Origin of the sequence: Bacteroides sp., assembly GCF_052357945.1 — a bacterium.
GTDB lineage: Bacteria > Bacteroidota > Bacteroidia > Bacteroidales > Bacteroidaceae > Bacteroides.
In genome coordinates, this window is sequence record NZ_DAWCXD010000066.1 from 1 (window position 1) to 26,563 (window position 26,563).

At 41.2% G+C, this 26,563-nt stretch carries 14 protein-coding genes; all 14 read right to left on the minus strand.

The annotated features are described in order from the left end of the window. Positions 1–106: 106 nt before the first annotated feature. Positions 107–2,950, minus strand: a complete 2,844-nt coding sequence (locus tag ACT8YW_RS13000; protein WP_444105410.1) for a SusC/RagA family TonB-linked outer membrane protein — start codon at positions 2,948–2,950, stop codon at positions 107–109. 34 nt (positions 2,951–2,984) lie between these two features. Then, entirely contained in the window at positions 2,985–4,880 is a 1,896-nt protein-coding gene (locus ACT8YW_RS13005) for a RagB/SusD family nutrient uptake outer membrane protein (RefSeq protein ID WP_444105411.1), read from the minus strand. Between the two features lie 12 nt (positions 4,881–4,892). Then, the gene (locus tag ACT8YW_RS13010) at positions 4,893–8,021 is read right to left on the minus strand and encodes a SusC/RagA family TonB-linked outer membrane protein (RefSeq protein WP_149964118.1); all 3,129 of its coding nucleotides are present in this window, start codon (positions 8,019–8,021) and stop codon (positions 4,893–4,895) included. Positions 8,022–8,138: 117 nt separating this feature from the next. After that, positions 8,139–9,875, minus strand: coding sequence for a glycoside hydrolase family 43 protein (locus ACT8YW_RS13015; protein WP_149964119.1), 1,737 nt, complete (start codon positions 9,873–9,875; stop codon positions 8,139–8,141). 215 nt (positions 9,876–10,090) lie between these two features. After that, positions 10,091–11,422, minus strand: coding sequence for a glycoside hydrolase family 43 protein (locus tag ACT8YW_RS13020; protein WP_120144823.1), 1,332 nt, complete (start codon positions 11,420–11,422; stop codon positions 10,091–10,093). 19 nt (positions 11,423–11,441) lie between these two features. Next, positions 11,442–13,418, minus strand: coding sequence for a glycoside hydrolase family 97 protein (locus ACT8YW_RS13025; RefSeq protein WP_444105415.1), 1,977 nt, complete (start codon positions 13,416–13,418; stop codon positions 11,442–11,444). A 20-nt stretch (positions 13,419–13,438) separates the two neighbouring features. Beyond that, positions 13,439–15,883, minus strand: coding sequence for a TIM-barrel domain-containing protein (locus ACT8YW_RS13030; protein WP_444105417.1), 2,445 nt, complete (start codon positions 15,881–15,883; stop codon positions 13,439–13,441). A gap of 25 nt (positions 15,884–15,908) precedes the next feature. Continuing rightward, a complete protein-coding gene (locus ACT8YW_RS13035) occupies positions 15,909–17,636 on the minus strand; it encodes a glycoside hydrolase family 43 protein (protein WP_444105419.1) in 1,728 nt (575 codons plus the stop codon). 432 nt (positions 17,637–18,068) lie between these two features. Further along, positions 18,069–20,654 carry a xylan 1,4-beta-xylosidase gene (gene xyl3A, locus ACT8YW_RS13040; protein ID WP_444105421.1) on the minus strand — a complete coding sequence of 862 codons (2,586 nt, stop codon included), beginning with the start codon at positions 20,652–20,654 and terminating at the stop codon, positions 18,069–18,071. Positions 20,655–20,750: 96 nt separating this feature from the next. After that, on the minus strand, positions 20,751–22,349 hold the full coding sequence (locus ACT8YW_RS13045; protein WP_444105423.1) for a glycoside hydrolase family 43 protein: 1,599 nt from the start codon (positions 22,347–22,349) through the stop codon (positions 20,751–20,753). Between the two features lie 295 nt (positions 22,350–22,644). Beyond that, complete coding sequence (locus ACT8YW_RS13050; protein ID WP_444105425.1) at positions 22,645–23,661, minus strand: zinc-binding alcohol dehydrogenase family protein; 1,017 nt, start codon at positions 23,659–23,661, stop codon at positions 22,645–22,647. Positions 23,662–23,686: 25 nt separating this feature from the next. Then, positions 23,687–24,979, minus strand: a complete 1,293-nt coding sequence (gene fucP, locus ACT8YW_RS13055; RefSeq protein WP_444105427.1) for an L-fucose:H+ symporter permease — start codon at positions 24,977–24,979, stop codon at positions 23,687–23,689. Between the two features lie 38 nt (positions 24,980–25,017). After that, the gene (locus ACT8YW_RS13060; protein WP_203462885.1) at positions 25,018–25,941 is read right to left on the minus strand and encodes an amidohydrolase family protein; all 924 of its coding nucleotides are present in this window, start codon (positions 25,939–25,941) and stop codon (positions 25,018–25,020) included. A gap of 15 nt (positions 25,942–25,956) precedes the next feature. Beyond that, a partial coding sequence (locus ACT8YW_RS13065; RefSeq protein ID WP_444105430.1) for an aldo/keto reductase occupies positions 25,957–26,563 on the minus strand: 607 nt, incomplete at its 5' end.

A 26,563-nucleotide genomic window follows, 5' to 3' on the forward strand; every position in this document is an offset into this window, starting at 1 on the left:
TTGCCGGTCAAAATAAATCATCACACCCAACCAACAGGAAAGCCGCAATTATAATAGTTAGTATCTCTTTCATAAGATTATTCTTTTATGTATAAAATGTACATTATTAGAAACCTATTTTAAAGCCTAGATTATAGAATCGGTTCTGGGGAGCGGAGCCGGTATTCAAATCCAAAATTTCGCGCTCTTTAGATATTGTCAATAAGTTTGAAGCATAAGCATAAACAGACAAACTACGGACAAAAGAACCACGGAACAGGAAGCTGGGAAGATCATAAGTTACCTGTATCTTAGCAAGATTAAACCTATTCGTTTTATACATCCAGAAATCCGAATTACGGAAATTGTGGGTATTACTCAAGGTAGTCAAACGAGGATAGGTCGCCGTTTCAGCAGTTTCAGGAGTCCAACGGTTTCTCACAACTTCCGAATATTTCTTATCACCATACACCCAATAATAATCACTGTTCTTCATAGCTGAAGCACCGAAATATCCGGTTCCTAACGCAAAAAAAGTCAGATTTTTCCATTTGAGTGTCAAGTTTATTCCCATTGTAAAAGGTGCTCCCTGCCAACCATAACGCTCACCCAAGTAAACTTCATCTTTCTCGTCTATTACATTGTCACCATTCTGATCAATATACTTAATATCACCAGGTTTTACTTCTCCCAAAGAAGAAGAAGGAGATGCGGCAATATCCGCTTCATCACGATAGAAACCATCTGTACGTAATCCCCATATACCATCTGTAGGACGCCCTTTATGATAACGATATTCATCGGCATACAATTCATCTACACGCGTATGTTTATTGGTATAATATGTACCAGTCATACCCAAATTCGCGTTTACATTCCCAATCTTCTTCTCAAAATTCAAAGCCAGGTCAAATCCGGTGCGGCTGCTGTTGTTATAGTTTACATAAGGAATCAATGTACTTTCAGGCCAGTATGACTTAAAATAGCTAGGATAAATTGTTGAAGGTTGTACTAACATTCCTTCCATAGTGTTCGCAAAGAAAGATGCATCAAAAGATATTAACTTTTTCCACAAAGCTCCACGTAAGCCAACACTAAACTCTTTACGTTTAATAAAAGATAGATCATTATTCATACCTCTTTTCGACTCTGTAGCATGACTTTGATTTCCATCTGCCCATCCCCACCATGCTCCATCTGATTGGTTGAAAGTACTCTGATACATATAATAATCTGCAATATCCAAATCTGTATGCAGTATAGAACCTGAAGCTGTCAACATCAATTCATCCACTATAGAAGAATCAGCCAAGAAATTTTCTTTCCCAAGCCGCCATCCTAATGTTAGAGAAGGTGAAAATGCATTCCGGTTATTTTCAGGCAGGCGGGCTGAATGTACCAACGCGCTTCCGAAACTAACATAATACTTATTCAAATAATCATAATCAACTTGTAAACCCAGATTTACATTACTCGTTTTATGATATACACCGCTTTCTCCTTGCTGATAACCAGCTGCAATCAACATAGCCGAAAGATTATGTGCATCAGCGATCTTCGTATTATAGTTAAATTGTCCTGAGAAAGCTATAGTTTGGCGATTCCAACTACCGGACACATATTGTACACCATCTTTTTTATCTTCACCATACTTAGTTAAACTGATGATTACATCTTTGCCGTTAACATTAGCCCATTTTGGTTCATAAGTGGCATAACTGTTACTATAATATTTATTATAAGTAGTTGCATAGTCTACAGCAAACTTTGTCTGAAAAGACAAGCCTTTCAAAACTGACGACAAATCAATCTCAACACCCATGTCAAACTGGTACTGACGACTAGTAAATGTATTGACACCCGATGCGTAAAGACCTGCCAACGCATTCGTTTGGTCGAGTTGAGTTCCACCCAATAGATATTTGCCATCAATCAAATTATTACTATTCTTAACCATGGTCCACGAATTTTCATCATTTGGCATTAAATAATCAACAGGAATTAATGGAGACAAGCGATTAGGCCGTAATGTAGATGCAGCTCCCCAAAAATCACCACTAGCAGCACGCCCATCGTAGAATGTAGCATTTGCATTCACGTAACTTTTTACATACTGCCCCAACGAAACGTCAATGTTACCTCTCACACTGAAACGTGTGACACGATCTTTATCAGCTTCACCATATTTCAACAATGAACCTACATTATACAAATTGATATTGGTATAAAAACGTGCCTTCTCCGATCCGCCGGATATTTCTGCCGTCACATCTGATTCATTATATGCTTTCTTAAGATAATCTGAAGAATAAAGGTTCAAATCGGGATAACGATACGGATTCGAACCGGAAGCATGGTTATAGATATCTTTTTCAGTATATGTAGGATCCAATCCATCGTTGGCACGAGCTTCATTATACAATGTCATATATTCAGCAGATCCCAGGTAATTAGGATAACTGACGGGCACGTGAAACCCAGTATTACCACGTACGTCAATACTTGTTCCACCAACTTTTCCACGTTTAGTAGTGATATAGATAACTCCTTTTGCTGCACGACTTCCATACAGTACTACAGCAGATGCACCTTTCAGGAAAGAAATCTGCGCAATCTCTGAAGGCATCACATTATCAGCATCACGCGGTACTCCATCCACTAGTACTAGATAACTATCCATTGCCCACAAACTGCTTCCATTCCAACCACCTACATAACCTTGCATATCAGTAAGACTATAGGTGTTGTAATTCTTTTTCATAAGTTCCTCTACATTTACAAAGGAAACCCCTCCTAACAAATCATTTTGATTCACTTTACGAAAAGCCACTTGTACAGTTTCCTTCTGAGTAGTTTCCAACGAATCAGGATTTGCTTCTTGCACTCCAACCTGCGGAGTTTGTGCTTCTGCGTATAGGAATGAAGCTGCAACTACCACACATAAAATGGATTTTACTCGTATATATTTCATTTTTCTTTTCTATTTAATTAGTTTAAGGAAATTACTACCAGCCCGGATTCTGATTAAATTCAGGATAAATAGTTACATCTGAAGTTTTCAAAGGCATCCAGTTATGTTTATCCGAATAATTACGTTGTAATATTGTTGCTTCTCTAAAGTTTGCTACACGATTCTGTGTAGGGTCAGCCTCATCAAACACACCAACACGTTCAAACTCTTGAGATGTTTTAATATTGTAAGGGTATTCATTCAGTAATAACCAGCGACGCAAGTCATTAAAACGATGTCCTTCATATGCCAACTCTACCGCACGCTCTCTTCTTAACTCCCCCATAAACTTATCTACAGAGCCAGTATATTTTACAGCAACATCATCCACGCCAGCACGTTTTCTTATTTTATTTACTGCATCCAATGCTGTCAATGCCAAGCTTGAAGCATTTGCCGTAGGTGAACCATAACCGTTTACTACAGATTCAGCATACATCAAATAGATGTCTGCTAAACGCATCCAACTGACCTGAATAGTAAGCGCATCTCCATAGTCACGAAGACCTTCATCATAATTATTCACTGTAAGCGGAACAAATTTACGAAGAAGATATCCCGTGCGGCTTTGGCTAGCTATGTCACGATAATTACCACCTGTATACAAATTAGCAAATTGTATTTTTGCCGCTTCTTGTTCTGCATTAAATTTACTGGTATTTTGTATCACTTGCAATCCATCGAATATAATATCATGATAAAAACGAGGATCACGATTACGCCAAGGATATTCTTTGTCAAAATCAGAATCCGGATCATCCAACGGCAGTCCGTCTGCCGTACCGTAATAATTCACATAGTTAGCAGTTGGAGTAAATAAGACATTATTTGTTTCACCTGCCATCATAGACGCAACGAATTGAGGGCCTAAAGACCATCCTGATCCCATCCATGCATCATACATAGGGGTCTGAAAAATAGCTTCCGTAGAGCCTGGATTCATAAAATTCTGTTTATATGTATAAAATATATCAGAATAATGCTCAAAATCAACCAATGCATACTGCGTCTGTCCCTTTTCGACTAAATCAAGTAATTCTGCAAATGCAGTTGCAGCTTTTTTACAATAATCGGCATTATAAGAAGTACCTCCTTGAGATGCATAATTCATTAACGGACTACCTGCCCAAAGATAATTTTTACCTAAATAACCCAAAGCCATAATTTTGTTTATACGCAGTTGATTATTTCCATAAGTCACCTTTCCGGCATTAGTATTATCCCAATTGATCGGTAATAAATCAGCTGCACGACGAAAATCTTCTGCTGCACGGTCAGCACATTCTTGATAACTTAAACGTGGGTTTCTCAACGGCTCAGAAGAAGAAAGGACACTATCGATGTAAGGCAGACCACCAAAATACTGCATCAATTCAAAATGAAACCATGCACGAAAGAAATAAAGCTGACCAGCGATCAAATCTTTTTCTTCTTGGGTAGACTCAGTCATCTTACTCAAGTTTTCCAATCCTAAATTGGTTTTACGAATACCATACCAAGCCAACGGCCACATCGATTTTTTCATTCGGTCTGATGAATTCGCCTCTGTACTGGAACGGTCCATCCATCCTGACTGCCAACCGTCAAATTCAGACTGCCACCCCCAAAAGTCTCCCATATCAACCTTATATCCCATGTGATAATCCACACCAAAAGAAATTATCTCATCTTCTCCCCAATTAAAAGAATTATTCCAATATCCATGTGCAAAATCAGGGATGCAATAATATAGCTCCTCGGTAAAACCCTGAAAATTCTTAAAGTTCTTGAAAGCATCCTCGGAAGAGACTGTACTTTCAGGTGCTTTGTCCAAGTAATCCTCGCAGGAAGTCATACCTAAACATGCAGCCAAAAAGGTGGTGTATATTAATGTACGTATATATATTTTCATTTTTATATCATTTTATAATGTGAATTTTAAGCCAAAATTAACACGTTTTATCGTAGGATATGCTCCTTGTGAAGCCCATCCGGTTCCAGCAAAATTAGACTCACGATCGTCCGGCATACGTGTCCACACCCATAAGTTATTACCGTTTACATATAATTTTAAATTGGATATTCCCAGACTTTTGACCCAGCCTTTTGTAAACGTGTAAGCCAGTTCTATATTTTTAAGACGTATATACGAGCCATCATAGAAATAGCGTGCCGCGTCATAATAACCGTTTGTAGTCGACCCCCAGCGTGGCATCGGTACATCCGGATTAGTCATGTTTTTAGTCCAACGTGAACCTTCATCGTAAGCAATCAGTTGTTTTTTGCCGAATGTAGAGAACACCACTTGCCGCGTCACATTATTCACGCCATAAAATTGAACAAAGAAACTCCAGTTTTTCCAATCAAAACCAACAGAAGCGCTGTAAGTATTCTGAGGATCGGCAGAATATCCATAAGGAATCTGATCATAGGAATTAATAACCCCGTCGCCATTATAGTCAAGAATGGCATAAGTACCCGGCAGTTTCTGATCATCACCAGACTCGAACGGTGTACTCCCATATAAATCATCCATTGTCTGTGTATAACCATGGTCTACATAGGTATACGTTTGTCCAATTGGCTTTCCTGCTTTTTTCTGGTATTCAGGAAGTAGCTCACCCTCATCCCGCTCCAATATCTCATTTTTAGCATGAGTCATGTTCATATTTGCCCACAAACGCAAACCATTCTTCAACACTTTATTGAGACGAACTTCTACTTCATACCCTTGATTTTTTACTTTTCCCAAGTTAGCCCACGGTGCTTTGGTTATTCCTCCAAAATAAGAAGGTGTAGCACGATCTGAACCATTAATTAGGACATCTGTACGTTTATCTTTAAAGAATTCCACACTACCTGCTACCAAGCCGTTAAAGAAGGAATAATCAACTCCTAAATTAAACTTCCGAACCACTTCCCAGTGAATATCTTCATTCCCCACAGTAGTCTCACGATAGAAAGTATAGGGACTATCTACATTATATGCCCCCGTTTTTATATTTCCTCCCAAATTCCATTGAGTCATATACAGCCAACGTCTTGATGTGTCCCATTCATCTCCAATCTCATCATTACCAATTTCACCATAAGAAGCTCTTACCTTTAACATATCTAAGAACTTCAATTTTTTCATAAACTTTTCCTCGCTAATCATCCAGCCGATAGCACCTGAATTAAAGAAAGCAAAACGGTTGTCGGCACTGAACTTATCCGAGCCGTTATAAGCACCATTATATTCTATAAAATATTTGTCTGCATAATTATAAGTTAAACGGAAAGCCCAATCTTCACGGTAATGTGGCACAATACTACCTTTGGCACGTTCTTGACGGCTGAACAATCCCATAGCTCCAACCGTATGTTTGCCAAATGTATTATTATAATCTATCTGTGCCGAATAGTACATATGACGCTCTGTAGCACCATTATCCACGCTTCCTCCTTCTGGATTCCAATTTATTTGCTCGCGAAAATCGAAATTATGGCTACCGACTGACGGATTATAACTTACTTCACCTGTATCCGGATTGATATATTTGTATAATGCACCATCTGTAGAGTTTACACCACGATTCTGCTCCAAGAACACATTGTCCCAAGAAATCGAAGCTTTTGCACTCAAACCTTTCAGTAGGAAATCAAATTTCTGTTCTAATACGAAGTCTGTTGTCAGACGGGTGGTCGTCCGAGTGTTTTGCCCAGCCAACGCTAATCCTGCTACAGAATTATTTGCATTATTTATCGGATCATACCCCCATGTACCATCTTCATAACGAGGCATAAACACATTCGGTGGAGTAGTATAAGCACTTCCCCAAATATTGTATTCGTAATCTGTACGAGGGCCCTGTTTCACACCGTGGGAACCAGCAATATTCGCTTTTAATAAGGTCGTTTTAGTTAACTGAAAATCAAGATTACTACGCATATTAATGCGGTTATATCCATATGTCGTCTGATACCCACGTCCATTATCGTATTCTTTAAACAAGTCACCTTCGTGCTGATAGTCAATAGCAGCATAATATTTTACAAACTTAGCACCTCCACTTGCACTCACATTCACATTCTCTGCAAAAGCATAATTTTTAAACATCCAGTCAGTCCAATCAATATTGGGATATCTTTCCCGCTCTGCCTGATTAGCCGGATTGCGATATTTATCCATGAGCGCCTGTGGCATCATATAATTCCAAGAATCTGGAGCAAGCCCCAATTCATACTCTACGGCATCGTTTCTAAGCATAAATGCATCATAAGAGTCCAATTTATTGGGTAGTTTAGAAGGTAACTTTAATGTCATACTAGCACCGGCATTAATCGTAGCCTTACCTTCTTGACCGCGCTTTGTCGTAATCAAGATAACACCATTAGCTCCCTTTACACCATATACAGCTGTAGCCGAAGCATCTTTTAAAACAGAAATAGATTCTACGGAACTAATATCAACACCGGTCATCGGACGTTCAATGCCATCTACCAAAATCAGAGGTGAGCTATTATTCCAAGAACTCATACCACGAATTTTGATTTGCGGATCTTCCTCACCGGGCATACCGGTACTAGCTGTCGTTACAACACCCGGCAAATTACCAGTCAAAGCCGAACCTAAATCAGATACACCACCAGAACGTTCAAGCACTTTAGCAGAAGTTTGTGTAATGGCTCCTACCACACTCGCCTTCTTTTGCTGCCCATAACCAACTATTACTACTTCCTCTAGGATTTGAGAATCATCCTTTAAAACCACTGTTATTTTTCCTTTACCAGTAGCTTTTACTTCCTGAGAACTCATTCCTATGAATGAAACTACAAGAATTGACTTATCACTGGGAACTGTCAATACAAAATTACCATTCAAATCAGATACAGTACCGATTGAGCTACTGCCTTTTACAACTACCGAAGCACCAATAACGGGTTCACCATTACCATCTTCTACCGATCCTCTCACCGTGATTCCTCGCTGTGCTGAGACCGTCAGGCTACTCAACAACATCAATAGAAAAAGATAGAGAATCTTTTGAAATTGTTTCTTTACATTTTCCATTACAATTAGTTTAAGATATTAATATTATTCTCATTTTTTTAAATTTGCCTCATAAAGAAATTATTTATACTAACTATTGTCAATTCTATATTCCATAATACTAAATTTAAAGGTTAATTATTTTTCTGAAGTAGCATACAAACCAATAGTAGTGCCGGTAAATCCCCCAGCAATAGATGTAGACAAATAACTAGCATCCACATTTTTATGTAATAATTCCCAGTTTCCATCCGTGAGCGAATAATAAAAGTTGTAATAATTACCTTCTGAGATAATTTTTAAATCAATCACTTTTATTTCTTCCCCAATATCCTGTCGTACTAATAGCTCAGTACCCAATTCTCCAACCTTTTGGAGAGTAATACATTTACCTAAGTCATCTCTGCTGACTGCTAAAAAATATTGGTGCGCCTCATCTTTAAACAATAGCATTCCTGCCATTTCCTTGTCGTCAAAGGGATCAAACAACATACGGGTAGCACATTCAAATTTATGATGTTGTAACCGACGGCAGACAAATGCCGGAGTCTTCTTTTCCGTAGCACTGATGCCAGCACACTTCAAAGTCAGATATCCGGGTGTTTCCGACAAAGAATATAGATCGGAAGCAGAAGTTCTCAAAGTCATCCACGTCATGTCAAGTACAGGAGAATCAAAGTTCTCTATCAACTCAAAATTACCATAAGTAACTGTCGAATCTCGTTTCACACCTTCACGTCTTACAATCATAGGTACTAAATCATCGCCTTGAGTCATGTACGGGAATCCGTCTTCGCTCCATTTCACCGGCATCATAAATGTTTCACGTCCCAAATTCTCAAACTGATTATTAATAGGGCGACAAGCCAGAAAAACAGCCCACCAATCTCCCTCTTTTGTTTGAATCAAGTCTGCATGACCAGCACAGGTTACCGAATTAGGACGGTCAGAATTCAAATGTCTTTGCGTCAGAATCGGATTGTTTTTCCATGGAAGAAATTTACCCATCGGAGAATCACCACGGAAAATCACTTCCGAATGCCAGTTTCCCGTTCCACCTTCGGCGGACATCAAGAAGTACTTTCCATTTATCTTATATAAATGAGGACCTTCTATCCAAATTGGTTTGTCTGCCGGTTGGGCTCCTTTGTTTACAAGAATTTTACGGGGACCGATCGTCTTATCTGTTTTCACATCAAACTCTTGTATGCGTATAGTACGGTGTCCGCTATATTCAGGTTTATTATCCGGAGCCTCATCATTATTAACAATATATGCCTTACCATCTTCATCAAAAAAGAAAGAAGGATCAATACCTCCGACCTCCGGCAACATGACGGGTTCCGACCATTCACCAAACGGGTCTTGCGTCTTAACAAAGAAATTTCCGGCTCCGACATTGGTTGTTACCATATAATATGTCTTGTTATACGGATTATAAGAAATAGCCGGAGCAAAAATACCGCCACTCACTTTCTGTCCTTCCATATTCACTAATTGCGAAGCACGGTTCAACACATGCCCTATCTGTTTCCAATTCACCAAGTCTTTGCTGTGAAAAATAGGAACACCGGGGAAATAAGTGAATGTAGATGTTACCAGAAAATAATCACCTTCTCCATTTGTGCAAACACTAGGATCAGAATACCATCCCGGCAAAATAGGATTATAGAAATAGTCTTCACCTGACAGAGGATTGGAAATATAAAAATCATCATTTCCCTTATAAGAAAAATAATCAAAGAGAGCCACAGATTTTCCAATAGCCGGTAATTGTTGTTCTTTCTTTGAGTTACATGACATCATTGTTATCCCCAACATAAATATGGAGAGCCGGACGATTGACATTAATTGTATTACCTGTGTATTCTTCATAATACTTCTTATTTTCTTTATAATCAAATATGAATTACTGATCTTTTCTGCAAAGATATGCCAGTTCATAAAACTACAAACATAATTATGTTACGGGCTTCTTTTCCTAAATAACATCTTCATTTTCAATGTTACATCTATCTTTCCCCTTGTAGCACACCCAAACAATTACACTGATTATAAGCACATTACAATCTCATTTTTTTGAATAAAAGCTATTCAAATTCCCAATAATCCAGATTGAAAAGTTTGTTTCCTTTCTCTCCTTTAAAGCAGAAATAAAGATCATGTACACCCTTTGCATTCTTTATCCGACATGACATCTGTTTATATATATCCAGTCCTCCTGTCGGTGATATACTGACACTGCCTATTACCGGACCTTCAGTGCTGTCCAGACGAATTTCTATCATTCCGCCTTTTTCAACACAAGCTGCGCTTACACTGAATTTCTTTGCTCCCTTCTTGCCAAAGTCGACACCACGCACACACAGATATTCATTATCATCAATATCGGTTATATACAAACCACCATTCTTATGATTTTCAGCTTTAAGACCATATCCCCAAGCCATCGTTTCAGCTTCCACTCTACGGTAAGGATTAAAGTTTTCAATCTGTTCCAGTTTCGTCTCCTGCCAATAAGGAACTTCCTTAATAGTTCCATCCGGATTATAATGCATTTTTGCAACAGAGACCGAACGGCGTTCCTTATGATCCAAAGTCTCCAAATGAAGCAAATCATAATTTAGGCCAAATACATAAGAGCTACCTTTATAATCGATAATTCCAGGATGATTTCCTCTACTCCGCTCTGTGGGACGCATAATATATCCTTTTGTACTCCATGGTCCGGTAGCTTTGTCGCTCATGGCATAGCCAATCCCTTCCGGGCAACAAGTTGAAGCGAAAGCCATGTAATAATGCCCGTTCCGTTTATACACCCACGGACCTTCCTGGTAATGTTCCGGTTTATTTTCCACTTGTACAATTTCCCCCGAATATGAAATCATATCCTCATTCAGTTTCACATAATAAACATTCGGATTGCCCCAATACATATACGCTTGTCCGTCATCATCAATAAATACGGTCGGGTCAATGTCATACCAATGCTCCTTCTGCCAAACCAACGGTTTGTTCAATGGGTCTTTAAAAGGACCGTAAGGAGAGTCGGAGACCAATACGCCAATACCATTACCATGAATCGGGCAATACATATAAAATTTGCCATTACGTTCGATGACTTGTTCTGCCCAAGCACCGTTATCACGTTTCACCCAATCAAAACTCTTCAGAGAAGCGACAGCTCCATGATCGGTCCAATTGACCATATCGGTGGAAGTATAAAGTAACCAGTCCAACATTTTGAATCCTTCGGCATCATCCTCATCATGAGTTGTATAAAGGAAAACGGTATCATTATATACCATCGGAGCCGGATCAGCGGTATATTTTGTCTGGATAATAGGATTTTGTGCAGTTCCTGAAGTGGCGGCAGTCATTGCCAACAAAAACGACACGCCTAAAAATTTTAAGTTTCTCATATTCTTTTATTTTAAATGGTTATTTGGTTATTAATACTCCACCATTGCAAGGAATAGCCAATTGCAATTCTTGTTTCTTTCCTATTTCTATTTGTTTTACGCTACCCTGCAATGCCTTATCATCACTAAACAGTCTCACCTTTTCCCCATTGGAGAACATCGGCAAATTAACTTTAAGTTTCAGTGTTTCCTTCTGCGCATTTACTCCGGCAATATACCATTTATCTCCATGACGACGGGCAAGAATAACGTATTTCCCAGGATAACCGTCAATGAAACGTACCTCATCCCAAGTCGTTGGAACCTCTTTCATAAAATCAATTGCCCACGATGGAGCATCGGTCAGATTATTCGGTGCCAGAGCCAAATGCTGTACCGGACTCTGAAATAGAACCGCCGTAGCCAGTGCGTAGACATCTGATGTCACCCGCCGGCTTCCCCGTGGAGCATTATCCGCATTATAATATTTGTTCAATGCACTACCTCCAAAATCCATGCTACCCACAGTATTACGAATAAACGGGTGCAAGGTAGCATTAAAGGCCTCATTATCACAGCTGCCTTGAGAGAAATGAAGATTTTCACTAGCCAATACAGCCTCACTCGATGCGAAGTTAGGATACATACGTTCCCAGCCACGAGGCAAAGTACATCCATGGAAAATAACTAAAAGACCGTACTCGTTTGCATCCGACAAGATATCCTCATACAACTGCATAGTCATTTGCTTGTCACCTCCGAAAAAGTCAACTTTTATTCCACGGATACCAATGCTTTGCATCCATTTCATCTCCTTACGTCTGGCTATCGCATTATCCATAATACCTCTCGGAGTTTGCGGAGCATCATTCCAATACCCATTCGAATTATACCATAAATAAAGAGCTACCCCTTTATCCTTCCCATATTTAGCCAATTCTTCAATTTTATCACGTCCTATTTGTTTATCCCACAGGGCATCCACCAACACAGATTGATACCCCATTGCTGCCGAAAAATCAATATACCGGAGTTGCTCTTTATAATTAGTACTTCCATCCATACCGATAATCCAGCTCCATGAACCCCGTCCATACGTATACTCTCCTTTTGCCGGATAAAGCGGTTTTACAACATCAAAAGGAACCGTTGTCTCCACTATTGGAGCCAAAGTCTTGCCCACAGTAATAGTACGCCAAGGCGTCTCGCTCGGTAATGCTATCCCTGGAGAAACCGTACCATTCCCATTTGCTTCACCTTCTTGCGGAAATCCGATTGTATACGTTCCTCCTTTGTGTCCCAACAGACGGCTCGCACAATATTCACCATTTACTCCCGTTTCGGAAACAAGCACCCAACCGTTATCTCCATTACGGAACAGACAGGGAAATGTATATCCTTCTCCCCAGCCATTTTTGCCTGCGACATCATCTGCCGTATAAGACGTCTCATAACTTGGAGAAGTACGGGCAAATCCTCCCATCGGTTTACTTTGCGGACAAAGGAAAGTGGTGGTTCCGTCAGGAAATGCAAATCCTGTGACTTCTTGCTTAACCACGCAACTTAGTGTCTCACCTTGCGGATACATCTTATATTTAAAAGCAACATCGTTATTACTTATGCGGAATATAACATCATAAATTGTTTTCCCTTGTTGCGTAAACGAAAATACAGCTTCATTGGCCACATAACGAACCTTGCTCTGCTTAATAGAAGCCAACTCGTATGTTTCATCTATTTTATTGGTTGAAACATTCTTCTCCAGCGACATCCCCGATGAGAAATCTCCTATATTTGCAATAATCCCCAATGGAGATGGCTTCAAAAAAAGAACATTGTCATAACTAACAGAATAAGAAGGTCTTCCATCCATATCTGCGACTGTTACTACCAACTTTCCATCAGGACTTGTTATCTGTTTATTTTCTGCACTTGCAACGCTACTACCCAATAGCATAGCCATCACTATAAAAAACTTCATCATATTTCTACTTTTTAGATTCTTTTCTACTGACATAATCACACATTCTATTACAATCAAAACTTTACAGAAATCGCTTTCCCATTATAATCGACGTTTTTTTGAGTCCCGTCCTGAAGAGTTACAGTAAACTTACGGTTCTTCAACATTCCCTCATACGCACCTTTTCTTGCCCCTATCGTCAATTTACGAGATGCATTATTCCAAGAGATTGGAATTTCCGTATAAGCTCCTTTTTCATAATTGTAATTATCAAATTCATCTTCATATAAAATGAAGTTTCCATTCGCACCCGCATACACCTTCAATTCAAGATGATCCCACGGTTTTTCAGTTACATACTGAACTTGTGGACCGACAGGAATAATACTACCCGCTTTTACATACAATGGAATAACATCCAGTGTAGTCTCTTTGGTAATTTCCTTTCCGCCTTCATGTTTCTCGTTCGTCCAGAAGTCATACCATAGCGTTCCTGCCGGTAAGTATATGTTAGTAGATTTCGTTTCCATGAAATCCACAGCAGCGTCAGTTTTTGTTTTTTTCGCTCCATCTCTGTTCCATCCTTCTTCTTCGGAGACTTTTACCACAGCTTCCGGTGTATATTGTGCATGAGCAATCGGAGCCACAAGGATCGATTTTCCAAACATATATTCGTCATTGATATCCCACACCTTTCTGTCATCTACAAAATCCATCATCAAAGCGCGCATAAAACTCGATTGACGATTGCTCACCTCCCAAGAAGTAGAATAAATATAAGGCAACAGAGAGTAACGTAAACCTATCATCTTCTCGATAGCATCATATACAGGTTCGCCCTTCTTTCCGAACTTATAGATTTCCCTATAAACATCCGTCCCGTGCGAACGCATCATCGGATTGAACGTTCCAAACTGCAACCAACGCACATAAAGTTCTTGATACAATGGATTTTTTGAAGCACTATCATCATTCCAGCTTTTATTATAATGTCCTGCAAAAAAGCCACCAATATCACTATTCCAGTGAGGCATACCACACAAAGAGAAGTTTAATCCGGCAGGAATCTGATTTCTAAAACTCTCCCATGTGGAAGCGACATCACCACTCCATACATTTGCACCATAACGTTGTTGCCCCAAGAATCCCGAACGGGTTAAAATAAACACCCGTTTGTCCGAAGTCACTGCACGCTGATGGTCGTAAACCCCTCCGACAGTCATCAACGGATAAGCATTGCGCACCTTACGGAACGAGCCCAGATAGGTTTTGGTATCCATATCCTCCGGCTTCCAATCCAGATGATCGGGTTCGGTAGAGTCCATCCACCAGGCATCCATTCCCAGCTTGAAAATTCCATCATTCAGATATTTCCAATAAATATCACGCGCTTCGGGATTGTAAGCGTCATACACTCTTACACCGGAAGGATATTCCATGTTGGGGGGCCATGACTCCAATCCCGATTGCGGCCAGGTAGTGAAGTTAAACAACATCCCTTTTTTGTCCAATTCTCTATAAGGTTTGGTCATCGGTCCGAATGACGACCAGATAGATATAGCCATGTGTGCGTTCATCGCATGGACATCCTCAATCATCTTTTGAGGATTATTGAAAGTCGGATTCTGAAAATCCATCGCATTCCACAAATAGTTATGCCCCCAATATTGCCAGTCCTGAATAATGCCATCCAAGGGAATACCCAATTCACGATATTTACGAACAACGTCTACCACTTCCTTCTGGCTCTTATATCTTTCTTTACTTTGCCAATAACCATAAGTCCATAAAGGAAACATCGGTGCTTGTCCGGTCAAGCCGCGTACTTGTGCTATTACACCATCGGCATTCTTCCCATACATGAAATAATAGTCCACACAGTCACCTACTTCAGAACGGAAAGATGTTTCAACTTCGTTATCCGTAAAAAGAGTCGGCGAATAGTTATCCCAAAACACACCATATCCTTTAGTGGACTGGAAGAAAGGTGACACATCTTCAACATTTCCCTGTATCAGATTTTTAGTCATGTTCCGCTGAATCATCTTTCCATTTTGCAATTGTCCCAAACCATAAATGGCTTCCTCCTTATCTAATATAAAAGGTTGATAAACCTGATAAGTTTTTGTCCCGGCATCATCGAAATCGATAAACTGCATACCGGATTTCTCTGCCAATAATGATTCGCCATCCTTTGAGAAATAAGAAACAATTCCCGTCCCGGTGTCCACACTGACACTTAGTTCACTGGTGTTCAATACAATCTTATTATCTTGTATATCAGCTTTGAAACTCACCTTTTCAGGTTTGGCAATTACAGAAAGACTCTGTTTTTCATAGGCAACACCTTCCGGTGACTTTATTACTCTCGCCACAGCAGGCGCAAAGAATTGTACTTCTATATCCACTGCATTCACAGTGGTTTTGATACCAGACGATGTTTTCTGATAGTTCTGTGCGAATAAGATATTTGTGCTGAAGCATAAACATATACCCCAAAATAGATGATGTATTTTCATAATTATAGAATGATAAGGTTTCTAATTAATAACCAACAGATGTTGCATACAGTCCAATCATTGCTCCTGTAAAGCCACCAGCCTCATTAGTAGAAAGAATATCTCCGGAAACGGTTCCTCCTAAATTTAGGAAACTTTTGCCATCAATCGAATAATTAAAACGATAATCATCTCCATTGGCTGTTACTTGCAGTGTCACAGGTTTCTCTGTTTCTATCTTCACCTCACCCAGGACACTCGCTTGTCCTTTTTCGGTTCTTTGCAGTATCAGGTAATAGTCTTTTCCCTTTTTAGTGATACCGAAAACATAGTGATATCTTTCATTTTGATAACATGTTATACCGGCAAAATCTTTCTCATTTTTCGGTTTGTACTCCATGGTTGCTGCCGCTGTAAATTGATTATGCTGTTGACGGTAGAACAAAGTAGAAGTAGGTTTCACTTCATTGATATTTGAGGTAAAAGGGATGATCCGCAACCCTTTATCGGTCATCTCAACGAATTCTTCACGAGGACCTCTAAGACCGATCCATCTAAAATCTAATGTCTTATCGGAGAAATCATCCTTAAAGACAAAGTTGCCACTAGGCAAATAACCGTTTTTCCCTGTTTGGTTCTCAACTCCCGAAGGCATCTTCAATGTAGGTTTCATAGGGATAAGCCCATTCTCGAAAACGGGAAATGTTCCGCTCCAGTCCACCGGAAGAATAAAAGTTTCGCGTCCGGTATTCACTCTGTTCTTCTCATTGGGGCGTATTCCTAAAAATACACCATAATATTTTCCGTCGGGTCCCTCCACTAAGTCTGCATGACCAGCCCAGTCTACTTTATCCGCCCGGTTTGCAGGAAAATAACGTTGAGTTAAAATAGGATTATTATTTGCCGGAAGATAAGGTCCTTTCGGATGATCACTTACAAAAATGACTTCGCTATGCCAGCCTCCGGTTCCTCCTTCCGCACACATTAAATAATAACGTCCATCTTTCTTATAGATATGAGGAGCTTCAATCCATATCGGCTTTTCTTCTATATTGATGCCACCGTTTACGATGATCCGGTCCGTTCCCGGAACCACTTTATCATTTTCCACATCATAATCCCATATTTTTATGACACGGTGTCCCGAGTAACGCTCGTTTGATTTAGCAGGAGCATCATTATGTACCACGTATGCCTTGCCATTATCATCAAAGAAAAGAGAAGGATCAATACCTTCAAATTGAAGTTTGATCGGATCACTCCAGCCATTCTCCGGATTCTTTGTCTTTACCACCATATTTCCAAAGCCACCGGAAAATTGAGTGGTTATCATATAAAACGTATCATTATTGGGATTATATCTTATAGCAGGAGCATATACACCAGCACTAATACCGCAATCTCCAACCTTTAATTGTGACGTTCTGTCCAGCACATGACCGATTTGTTTCCAGTTGACCAGATCATTAGAATGGAAAATAGGTACCCCGGGAAACATAGCAAAAGATGAGCATACTAAATAATAATCATTACCTTTCCGCGTTATACTCGGATCGGGATAGCAACCCTGCAAAATAGGATTATAGAACTCACCCGGCTTTAAAGGATTGTTTTGATAAATAGCATCCTCCCCCTGATAAATAAATTGCGTAAAGACAGGAGCATTTTTTGTTATTTTACCCTTGCCACTCACCTCCATATTAAAAAACAGCATAATAAATACGACAAGCCCCACGGATTGCCAGCCCGACAAAATCAATTTTAATGTTCTCATATTATCACTTTTTATTTTCTATAATTTTCTGTTCCATAGTAGTGTTTGCAAATGTATCGATTCGGTTTTATCATACTTGTACAATCATGATACAGGCATCTATATACAGGTTACATTTATCACAGACATGTAACATGATTCTTTTATGATGTAACAAAAAGCCCCAAAACAGAAAAATGGTAAGATAAATAACTACATTACCTATTATTTCAGCACTTTTATCTTCCATCATATAAAATGCTGAATATCAAGAATTAGCAAATATTCATTTTCCTTTAAAGGAAAGCCCCCGTTGGTTTAAAAGAAACGGGGGCTTGGTTTAAAAGAAACGACCCGTTCCTTTTAAAGGAACAAGGTCGTTCTTTCTTTATTCATTCAATAAATAAATCCGGATTGTCTATCTGTAAAAATAAACAAAATTCCAAAGCGGTATTACTGTACTTTCATTACAATCGTTTTCAACTTATTTCTATCAGAAGTTCCTCCATACAGTAATTCATAAGTACCTTCCAACGGACGCATCGTATTCGACTCTACATCAAACCATTCAAAGTTCTCACCGGTAAGAGGAATAGCTACTGATTCAGTTTTCCCTGCCGGAATATGAACGCGTTTGAAAGCACGCAAGGTATAACGGGGACCTTCCTTATCACCCGGACGTCTCAAATAAACCTGAACCACCTCTTCTCCATCACGTTGCCCGACATTGCTTACCGGAATAGTCAATACTACATTTTCACCTTTAGCGATTGTATTCTTGCTCAATTTAGCTTCTCCATAAGTAAACGTAGTATAACTCAACCCGTGACCGAATGGGAAAAGTGGTTGCTGTTGCATATATCGATAGGTACGTCCCTTCATGGAATAGTCTTCAAAGTCCGGCAATTGATTCACATCCTTATAGAAAGTGACCGGCAGGCGTCCACCGGGATTATACTCTCCCCAAAGAGCATCAACGATAGCTGTACCACCCGCCTGTCCCGGATACCATGCCTGCAGAATCGCTTCACAAGTAGTCGTTTCGGGCACTAGTCCGATAGCTGAACCGGAATAATTGATAAAGACAACCTTTTTACCAGCCTTCTTCAAAGCTTTCAACAAATCACGTTGAACGTCCGGAAGTTCAATATCCGTACGGTCACCACCCTTAAATCCGGGAACTTCTACCGGCATTTCCTCACCTTCCAGACTTGGAGAAATTCCACCAGCAAAAAGAATCACATCAGCATCCATTACTCTCTTCACTGCGAAGTTCAAGTCGATCCCGACCTCTTTGCCCAAATCAAAATCAAGTGTAGCCCTTTCATTCCGTTGTTTGAATAAAATCTCGATATGATACTCTTTTCCAGCTTTCGCCTGTAACGTATAGAGGTTCGTCGGATTCTTAACATATATTTTCCGAGCCACTTGCTCACCATTTATAATAAGAGTCACTTCACCATCCAGTTGGAAACGGAAAGCAACATCACCCGACTGCGAAGGACGAAAGACAGATTCATAACGAGCCGAGAAATTAGTTATTTCCACACCGGGCGCAAATGTAGTAGCCCCTGTTGTCGCAAAATGAAACGGAGTGGAAATCTGGTCGGTAGCAACCACTTCCCCTTCACGATCACGATTATTCCAATATTCTGCCAAGAAACCGGGTTTACCATTTATGCTACATTCATCAAACAGGCTTTGGAGTGTCTTTCCATCCACACGGTCACAACCCGGTTCGTATATGATTTGTCCTTCCGGTAGTTTGGCACGGACAGCTTCCAATAAGGTAACCGTATGTGCCGGAATACCGTTATAATTTCCCCACTGCATCACGGAGTCATTGGCATTAGGTCCCATAACGGCTATTTTCAGATGGGTATTCAGAGGCAGGATGTTGTTTTTATTCTGCAAGAGCACCAATGATTCACGAGCCATACGCAAAGCCAATGCCTGATGTTCCTTACTATTCAACACAGAGGTTGGAATTTCCGACCAAGCCGGTTGTTCGTCCATTTCTCCCAGTTCAAAACGTGCTGTCAACAAACGTTTCAATGAAATATCTATTTCTTTTTCGTCAATCAAACCAGCTTTTACAGCATCCGCCAGTGAAGCATATTCACTTCCACATTCAAGGTCTGTACCTGTCCGCACAGCAGCGGCCGAAGCGTGTTCCTTGTCCGGGTGAGTCCCATGCGTTCCCGGTCTATAGAAATCGGAGATCGCTCCACAGTCAGAGACTACAATGCCTTTGTATCCCCATTCATCCCGCAATATTTGCATCAACAGGCGATTACTGCCACAACAAGGCTCTCCCTCAAAACGATTATAGGCACACATCACTTCCTTTACATGCGCTTTCTGTACCAAATCTTTAAAAGCAGGCAGATAGGTTTCCCATAAATCCCGGGGATCTATATTCTCCGCATCAAAACTATGCCGGTTCCACTCCGGTCCTGAATGAACGGCAAAGTGCTTGGCACATGCGTGCAGCTTATCATACCTGGCATCTTCCGGTCCTTGCAAACCACGGACTACAGCCATTCCCATTTGTCCTGTCAGATAAGGGTCTTCACCGTATGTTTCCTGACCGCGTCCCCAACGAGGGTCACGGAATATATTGACATTCGGTGTCCAGAATGTTAATCCCTGATAGCGTTTCAGCATGCCGCTTTCACCGAAAATACGCGATTTTACACGAGCCTCATCGGAAGTGGCATTGAACACTTCATATAATAATGAATCATTAAAAGAAGCTCCCATACCGATAGACTGCGGAAAAACAGTAGCCAATCCGGCACGTCCCACACCGTGCAACGCCTCATTCCACCACTCATATTCTTTAATTCCCAGTCGAGGGATAGCAGGTGACGCATTTTGCATTAATGATACTTTTTCTTCCAAAGTCAACCGGGGCAACAAATCCTCCGCCCGTTGTTCCGCCGTTAAAGAAGTGTCCTGGTAAGGCAGCAATTGCTTACATGCCGAAAACGATAACACCAAACAAACACCCATAATCGGTATCCAACCTCTTTTCATAATATTATACTTATTAGTTATGATTAATTTGGAAACAAAAATAGCCTATTTTCCAATAAAACAATGTTTCATTGGTTACAAATACATATTTTTGTGTTACATTGACGCATCACAGAACGAATAATCAAAAGAGTCCACATCTACATAACCGCCCACAGAATGTGTAGCATAATTAAATATGGCAAACTTACTGCCCATGAACATACGAGTGTAGTCAAACTTCATCTTAATAGGCAGACCGACAGGTATCCATGTTTTCCCATCAAGACTATAAGAAAAACGAGCCTCATCCCGTCCATTGGTAAAGTCACCTTCCACACGCAAATAGACAAGCTCTTTGTTTAGAGGTATACGGGCTTGTTCGGTCATATCCACACGGCTAATGGCACGCTTCGTTTTCTCAAACACGCTTTTCTGTTCACTCATCACAAGAGACAGTTTATTTCCGTTCTTTTCAACCGTAAGCACACCGCTGTCACCATTAAAAGCCGATAATCCTGCACGGTCACCATCTTTCATCCCCCCCAGAGAAAGACTGACAGTGCCCATACATTTCGGTCCTACCATACGTTGAGTCAACGTATTGGGAGCAACAAACAGGTTATCTACCACGCGGGAGGTTTTCAAACGCAAAAATCCGGGACGGTCGGTAAGGCTCCATGCCTGATCGACGGGGTTATGATTCCACTGCCAATAGAGGGAAAGTCCGGAAGCGGAAAAATCATCCGAACCGCAGATACCATCCATTGACATATACGATAAAGTGGTATCATTCGGAATGTGCCCACCCTTGTCTCCCAGTATAGGCCAACCATCTTCCGTCCATGTACAAGGCATGAGACACGGCACACGCCCTACGCCACCACGATCCTGAAAAATCAGTCCGTACCATTCACCGTTTTTCCCGTCTACGATGCATCCCTGACCAACACCGCCATGCCCGTCAAACTCCGTTTCAAGAATGACACGTTTTTCGTAAGGTCCGGTAATCTTATCGGCACGATAGCATACTTCACGACGCAGACGGCCGGGAATACTCCAATCCATAGAAATCATCAGCAAATAATATTTCCCATTATGCTTGATGACGGAACTACCTTCCAACAGACCTTGTTCGTCAGCATCCCGTTCAAATATTTGCTGATTGATGCCACCGGAAAGTACATCGGTCAAATCGGGTTTCAACTCCGTAAGCTGTCCCGTACTGTGAAAGAGATACACCCGCCCGTCATCATCAAACAGAAGCGAACCGTCATGGAAATGCGGGGGACGCGAAAGAAGTTTCCAGGGACCGGCCGGATCTGTCGCAGTATAGACAAACCCGCGTCCGGGCGCGCCATTGGCTGTAAACCATACATAGAATTTACCGTCATGATAGCGGATAGATGATGCCCATTGTCCTTGCCCGTAAGCAGTGCCTTCGAGCAGATCATAACGGGGACCATCGTCAATGCGGGGAAATACGTAGCTAATAGTTTCCCAATGTTTCATGTCCGGCGAACGCATGATAGGCGCTCCCGGCATCAGGTGCATAGTGGTGGAAACCATGTAAAAGTAATCACCTGCGCGACACACCGACATATCGGGCACGTCAGCATAAAGAATAGGATTACGGTATTGTGCTCCGGCTGATAGCGGGAAGAACCATGTAAAAAGAGTACACAGCAGAATAGTGTTGATTTTTGTTTTCAGCATAATCATCGTTTTTTTATTAACTGGCTACATTATCTATTATTTGAAAGCTAATTATTTAAAATGTTCCTTGTTATCTTCCACATCACAAAAATAGAAAATGCAAACAGATATATTGCCCAAAGTATGCTACATGATTTCTTTGTGATGCTACATATCGGATAAAGGATGTTACATCTATATTTACTCATGTTACATCACCCTATCTCCCAAAGAGAGGAGACTGTATTCAGCCTCCTCTCACTTATTACATACCCGAACAACAGGTATCAACAACTATTCTTATTACAAGAACTTATCAGAACTCAACCAGTATGCGGAACACCTTTCCCGGATTAGCCGTCCATTCCTGCATAGCTTCCAAAGCTCCTTCCGGTTTGGCAATCTTCGAAATCAGTTCTTCTACCGGACAGTTGCCTTCTTTCATATAATTAATAACCGCACGGAAATCTGCCGGCAACGCATTTCTGGAACCACGGATATCCAGCTCTTTCTGAACGAAATATTTTGTTTGGAAAGCTACTTCGCTCTTGGCATAACCGATGCAAACCACACGCCCTGTAAAACCGACTTCATCCACCGCCATCACATAAGTGACCGGACTGCCGACAGCTTCAATCACCACATCGGCACCGAAGCCCTCTGTTATCTGTTGCATCCGTTCGTGTACATTTTCTGTCTTGGAGTTAATCACATAAGAAGCACCTACCTTTTTCGCCAGTTCCAGTTTCTCGTCATCCAAGTCGACAGCAATGACCGTTGCCCCTCTCAAAGCAGCACGTACAATGGCACCGATACCAATCATACCGCAGCCAATAACCATCACATATTCATTATCGATCACCTGCGCACGAGATACCGCATGGAATCCGACACTCATCGGCTCAATCAACGCACAATCGCGAGGAGAGATATTACCAGCCGGAATAATTTTCGTCCAAGGTAAAACTGCATATTCGCACATCACTCCATTGCGCTGTACCCCTAACGTTTCATTATGCTCACAGGCATTGACACGACCATTACGACAGGAAGCACATTTACCACAATTGGTATATGGATTCAATGTCACGTTCATCCCTTTTTCAAAGCCAGCCGGAACATTCGGACCAACCTCCTCAATCACCGCTCCTACCTCATGTCCCGGGATTACCGGTAACTTCACCATTGGATTACGCCCCAAAAAGGTATTCAGATCAGAGCCACAGAAACCCACATAATTGATTCTTACTAATACTTCACCGGCACCAACGGTCGGTTTTTCCAGTTCAACCACCTTCATTTCGGAGGGATTGACAATTTGAACTGCTTTCATTGGATATGTTTGATAAATAAATTTATTAATCGATTACTTTATAACCTTTCCAGCCGTAATATGCACAGAAGACAAAACAAATCATCGGTACACAATAGGCCATATAATAGATATGCTCATTGGCATGCATGAAATAAGCCGTCAACTGTGGCAGGCAGGCATTGCCTACAATAGCCATTACCAGAAATGCCGAACCGCTCTTTGTCTGATTCCCCAGTCCTTTTAGCGCCAATGAGAACTGCGTGGGATACATTATAGACATAAAGAAAGAGATAGCCAACATTGCGTATAACCCGATCATACCTCCCCATACCATCACTGCCCCGCACAAAAGAATATTCATCAAGGCGTAAACCAGTAGCATATCCTGTGGACGGAATTTCACCATCAATCCGGTACCGATCCAACGCCCCAAAAGAAATGCGAGCATATACAATCCGAAGAAGGTAGTCGCCGTATCTTCCGGCAATCCGGCATAAGTGCAACAGTAAACCAAGAACAGACTGTTTATCGCTGTTTGTCCGCCGTTATAGAAGAATTGTGCAATCACTCCCCAACGCAAGTGTGAGTGTTTCAATACACCGAAGTCTATCAGTTTTTCTTTCCGACTGCTGTCTTTTGTTTTACCGGAAGAAGTCGTTTTATCGGAAGAAACCGTTTCTCCTTCGTCCCCAATCTTCGGCAATTTTGAAAAGATGAAGACAACAGCTATGGCAATCAACAATATAGCCAATATCAGATAAGGGAGTTTCATGGCATCCGTTTCCAATTGGATATAGGCCTGCCAGCCTCCCGGATAATCTACAGGAAGGGTCTCTCGCGTGTAATGAGTTCCGCTAAGGATGAGCTTACTCAAAAACATGGCAGCGATAAAAGCTCCGAGTCCATTAAAAGACTGCGCCAGATTCAATCGGCGGGGAGCTGTTTCGGGTGCTCCTAAAACCGTCACATACGGATTGGCAGCCGTCTCCAGAAAGCACATTCCCGTAGCGATAATAAAGAAGATACAGAGGTAAGCCCAATATTCTTTTAAAATGGCGGCAGGAAAGAAAAGCAGGCCTCCGATTGCTGCTAATACCAGTCCGAAAATAATTCCCGCCTTATAGCTGTAACGTTTCATAAACATCGCTATGGGGATGGGGAAAATAAAATAAGCCAACCAGTAGGCAGTCTCGGTAAAGGAGGCTTCAAAGGTATTCAGTTCACATGTCTTCATCAATTGCCGGATCATTGTGGGAAGCAGATTGCTGCTTATCGCCCACAGAAAGAAAAGGCAGAAAACCAACGCTAAAGGTATTGTATATGTATTCTTTTTCATGGTATAAATCTAGTTTTACGATAAGGATGTTTTCTCCATCATTCGGACATGTTCTTGATGTAAGGAAGTACGGGGAGATCCGTGAATCCATAGAAGTTCCGAGCATTTTCTCCCAAAAAGAGTCTTTTATCCTCTTCCGTCAGCTCGGAAGACTTCACTATAAAATCGTATGACATCTTATAGGTGATCGCAGTAATGGTGCGCGGATAGTCCGATCCCCACATCAGTTTCTCCATGCCAACTAAATCCGCCGCTTCCCGAATGGCTTTCACTGCTCCTTTGAAAGGATAAAATTCATCATTGAAAAGCCAGGTGATTCCTCCGGATTCAATCATCACATTGGGATGACGTGCCAGGCGGATTTGTTCTTTCCAGCCCGGACGTGTCACCATTCCGAAGTGCCCGACAGCTATTTTTAGGCGGGGACATTCCTGAATAATCTCTTCCATTTCAAAAACCTGTGTTGCTCCGTCAGCCAAATCGATGGAGAGCATGACATTCCGTTCTTCCATAGAATGAAACATCTGCATCATTTCCTCATTATTCAGCATTACCCGTCCCTCTTTTAACAACAAGCGCTGGGCAGGGATTTTTATAGCCTTAAAACCTTTGGCTATAAGCTCTTTCGCCTGCTCCAAAAATCCAGGTTTGCGAAACTCACACATTCCGCAAACAAAGAAACGGTTGGGATAATGGGAAACGACTTCCGACAAATAGTCATTCTGAATACCGTCAATAAACTCTTGGGTAATGACAGCCGCAGCCACTTGCGCATAGTCCATATTCGAAAGAAAAACTTCCGCGCTATTCACTCCGTCTATCATAAAGGGCGGAACCATTTGCCGGATTTCTCCCATAAATTCCGAACGGCCATTTTCCAAAGTCCGGATAGGCAATCCGTCCACAACAGTATCCTGTCGTAACCACAGATGGGCGTGCGCATCAATAATTGTATAGTCCATACGAATGACGCTGTTTTATGAGTTTGCCCAACTTACACGTTTCTGCTCTCCGATAATCTCCTGCACTTCCCGAACGAGTTCCCAGTCAATAGGTTCTTCGATGAAAGCGATGTTCTTTTTCACATTCTCCGGATTAGTTGTACTAAATAAAGTCGTTGCTATACGGGGATTGCTGACGGAGAACTGCATAGCCAGTTTCTCAATCGGATAATTCTTAGCTTTGCAATGTTCCATTGCTTTACGGCAAGCCTCTACCAAGGGTTTGGGAGCCGGATGCCAAGCAGGCACGCCACGTTCACTCAACAGTCCCATTGAAAGCGGAGAAGCATTAATCACGCCGATTTCTTTGGATTCGAAGTAGTCCAGGAAGTCTGCTAATTTATCATCACACAGGCAATAATGGCAGAAGCTAAGCACAGATTCAATCGTACCGCTTGGTGAATGGTCAATTACCCATTTCAGGTTTTCGAGTTGCAAGTCGGTAATTCCAACGTGTCCTACCACTCCTTTTTCACGCAACTCAACCAAAGCCGGCAGAGTTTCATTAACCACCTGATTCAAATCGGCAAACTCCACATCGTGTACATTTATCAGATCGATAAAATCTATATTCAGACGTTCC

Bases quoted from the DNA above. Each gene is read 5' to 3' on its own strand.
- fucP (WP_444105427.1), bottom strand. From the start codon at position 24,979: ATGAAAAAGAATACATATACAATACCTTTAGCGTTGGTTTTCTGCCTT.
- ACT8YW_RS13060 (WP_203462885.1), bottom strand. From the start codon at position 25,941: ATGGACTATACAATTATTGATGCGCACGCCCATCTGTGGTTACGACAG.
- ACT8YW_RS13020 (WP_120144823.1), bottom strand. From the start codon at position 11,422: ATGAGAAACTTAAAATTTTTAGGCGTGTCGTTTTTGTTGGCAATGACT.
- ACT8YW_RS13010 (WP_149964118.1), bottom strand. From the start codon at position 8,021: ATGGAAAATGTAAAGAAACAATTTCAAAAGATTCTCTATCTTTTTCTA.
- ACT8YW_RS13000 (WP_444105410.1), bottom strand. From the start codon at position 2,950: ATGAAATATATACGAGTAAAATCCATTTTATGTGTGGTAGTTGCAGCT.
- ACT8YW_RS13025 (WP_444105415.1), bottom strand. From the start codon at position 13,418: ATGTCAGTAGAAAAGAATCTAAAAAGTAGAAATATGATGAAGTTTTTT.
- ACT8YW_RS13030 (WP_444105417.1), bottom strand. From the start codon at position 15,883: ATGAAAATACATCATCTATTTTGGGGTATATGTTTATGCTTCAGCACA.
- ACT8YW_RS13045 (WP_444105423.1), bottom strand. From the start codon at position 22,349: ATGCTGAAAACAAAAATCAACACTATTCTGCTGTGTACTCTTTTTACA.
- ACT8YW_RS13050 (WP_444105425.1), bottom strand. From the start codon at position 23,661: ATGAAAGCAGTTCAAATTGTCAATCCCTCCGAAATGAAGGTGGTTGAA.
- ACT8YW_RS13035 (WP_444105419.1), bottom strand. From the start codon at position 17,636: ATGAGAACATTAAAATTGATTTTGTCGGGCTGGCAATCCGTGGGGCTT.
- ACT8YW_RS13005 (WP_444105411.1), bottom strand. From the start codon at position 4,880: ATGAAAATATATATACGTACATTAATATACACCACCTTTTTGGCTGCA.
- ACT8YW_RS13015 (WP_149964119.1), bottom strand. From the start codon at position 9,875: ATGAAGAATACACAGGTAATACAATTAATGTCAATCGTCCGGCTCTCC.
- xyl3A (WP_444105421.1), bottom strand. From the start codon at position 20,654: ATGAAAAGAGGTTGGATACCGATTATGGGTGTTTGTTTGGTGTTATCG.